General features: G+C 65.8%; 2 protein-coding genes. Both read right to left on the reverse strand.

Features of this window, described 5'->3' with window-relative positions; translation table 11 throughout:
- On the reverse strand, positions 1-1230 hold a 1230-nt coding region (locus VGE27_RS13645), incomplete at its 3' end, for an ATP-binding cassette domain-containing protein (protein ID WP_331050221.1).
- 159 nt (positions 1231-1389) lie between these two features.
- Positions 1390-2398 (reverse strand): amidohydrolase (locus VGE27_RS13650; RefSeq protein ID WP_331050222.1); only part of this gene is annotated, 1009 nt, incomplete at its 5' end.

Here is a 2398-nt window from a genome sequence, read left to right on the forward strand (position 1 = left end):
CACCGACGTGAGTGGCACACCACGATACAGTGCCTGCTCGTCTATCGGGTGCTGTCCGGCGAGCACCCGCAACAGCGTCGACTTGCCGCTGCCGTTGTCACCCACCAGCGCAATGCGCTCGGGGCCGCGCACTTCCAGGTGCACATGCGACAGCAGTGGTGTTTGATCGACCACACTGACGGTGGCATCGCGCAAAGCGACCACCAGCGTACCCGACGCAAGGCCACTGCGCGCGGGTGGCAGAGTCAGCGTCGCGTGTTCTTCAAGACGGTCGCGCGCGTCGCGTACACGGACATCCGCTTCGTCGTTGGCACGAGCGGCAGTGCCGGAAAGACGTGCGCCGGTGCCTTCGCTGCGTTCCTTCATCATGCCCAGCATGATGCGAGGGATGCCACCATCGCCGCGTGCGCGTCGTCCGCTCGCGTCCCGACGCGCCTGTCGTTCGCGGGCGGCCTGTTGTTCACGCCGAACACGATCACGGGATGCGAGCGCACTGGCATGCTCACGCTCGGCGGCCAGACGCTGAGCATCTCTTTCCTCCACGTAGTGATCCCAGTTGCCGCCGTAGCTGCGCACGGTGCCGCGCTCGATGGCCACGATACGATCGACGTGCCCGAGCAGCGACCGGTCGTGTGTGGCCACCAAAAGCCCACGAGGCCAGCTACGCACGAGTTGATGCACCGCACCACGATGTGTGGCATCGAGATCGTTCGTGGGTTCATCGAGCAGCAGCAGGTCGGGCGCGTCGAGCAACACCGCCGCCAAACGCAGGCGTGTGCGCTCACCGCCGCTCACATCGTGCAGTGGCCGATCCGGCGTGATGTGCTGCAGACCGAATGTTGTGAGCGCGTCGGTGACCCGGTCGGCCAGATCCCAGCGATCACCGATGCACTGCACGTCCTCGGCGGAGCCAAGGCCCGCATCGCAGCGGGACAGCGCGGCGAGCACATCGGCCACCCCCAACAGGTGGGCCACCGTGGCGTCCTCGGGCAGCGTACTGCGCTGCGTGAGTACGCCGATCCGACCGGTGCGCTCGATGGTGCCGCCGTCGGGCGTGCGCTCCCCGCTGAAGCAGTGCAGCAGGGTGCTCTTGCCCGATCCGTTCGGGCCGATCAGTCCGACGCGCTCGTTGGCGACCGAGAGCGTGACGTCGGAAAGGAGAGCGCTACCGTCGGGACGAAGCGCAGTGAGTTGCGTGGCGACGAGCCACGGCGATGAAGGACGAGACATGGAAGCACCGGACAGGCGTATAGAGCGCGGCATCCACGTGATGCCGGCAAGAGACGGTTGTCTGGTGCTGATCCATGCTGCTCCTCACATCGGGAGAGGGGCATCGCCGGGTGCGATGCCAGTCCCGAAATATACTCCTTCCGCTGTGCAGAGTGCCGACTACTTCCGGGCTGCCGGGCCGCTCAAATAGTCCGTGGCCAGGTTCGCCATGGCCCGCACGCCCGTCTCCAGCGCACCCTCATCGGCGAAGAACAGCGGTGAGTGATTCACCGCCACCGTCGACATGTCGGTGCCCTTGGGGGTCACGCCGAGGAAGAAGAACACACTGGGAATGGTGCGCGCGAACTCCGGGAAATCTTCCGACCCCATGATGGGCCCGATCATCTGCAGACCATTCGCACCCGCCGAACGCTTGAGCGTGGGAAGCATGCGATCGGTGAGCGACGTGTCGTTGGCCTGCACCAGGCCACCCTTGTCGATCTTCACGATGGCCGTGGCGCCGGCCGAGTGGGCGATGTCTTCGGCGGTGCGCGTGATGCGGGCGGCAATGTCGGCGCGCATGGCGTCGTCGAATGTGCGCAGCGTGCCCACCATCACCACACTGTCGGGAATGATGTTGCTGCGATTGCCACCGGTGATCTGCCCCACCGTGATCACCGACGGCAGGTAGGCCACGTTCACCTGACGGCTGGCGATGGTCTGCAGGCCGAGCACCACCTGCGACGACACGACAATGGGGTCGACACCCGACCACGGCTGCGAACCGTGCGTCTGCTTGCCCTTGATGATGATCGTGAAGTTGCCGGCCGCCGACATCTGCGGGCCCACACGCAGTCCGATCGAACCCACCGGCGTGGGCCACACGTGCAGGCCAAACACTGCCGCTGGTGCGGGATTGGTGAGCACACCGTCCTTCACCATCGCCGCTGCGCCGCCCAGTCCTTCCTCGGCCGGCTGGAAGATGAATTTCACCGTGCCGGGCAGAGTGGCCTTCATTCCGGCGAGTACTTCCGCCGCGCCCATGAGAATGGCCACATGATTGTCGTGACCGCAGGCATGCATGACGCCCACTTCGGCGCCCTGCCACTGCGTGCGCACCTTGCTGCGGAACGGCAGGTCGACGAGTTCGGTGACCGGTAGTCCGTCCATGTCGGCACGCAGCGCCACC

This window comes from Gemmatimonas sp. (assembly GCF_036405635.1).
In the GTDB taxonomy this organism is placed as follows: Bacteria; Gemmatimonadota; Gemmatimonadetes; order Gemmatimonadales; family Gemmatimonadaceae; genus Gemmatimonas.